The following is a 308-nucleotide window of genomic DNA, read 5'->3' on the forward strand; positions in this document are numbered from 1 at the left end:
GGGTGATGTTGTGGGGATTACAGAAGCAAGCCTTGCTACTTACGCGTTATCTCAGCAAAATTTCTATCTGTTTTGTTTCGCCACATTCTTACTTGGGATAGGTATAGGTTTTGGCACGCTTTATCGTTTCGCTGCTATCGAAGTATGCGATGAAAATGCTCGCCATCGTGCGATTTCTATATCAATGGCTGGTGGCGTTCTTGCTGCCGTGTTAGGGCCTAACTTGGCGATTATGTCGCAACAATGGTCGCAAGATGGCTTGTATATTGGTGCTTTTGCTTCGTTGATTGGATTGAACATTCTTGCGT

The 308-nt window shown here is 44.8% G+C and carries 1 pseudogene; it reads left to right on the top strand.

Annotated elements, in window-relative coordinates:
• A pseudogene (locus FTW16_RS20070) lies at window positions 1–308 on the top strand (MFS transporter); the annotation flags it as partial.

Source organism: Vibrio sp. T20 (assembly GCF_007858795.1).
In the GTDB taxonomy this organism is placed as follows: domain Bacteria; phylum Pseudomonadota; class Gammaproteobacteria; order Enterobacterales; family Vibrionaceae; genus Vibrio; species Vibrio satsumensis.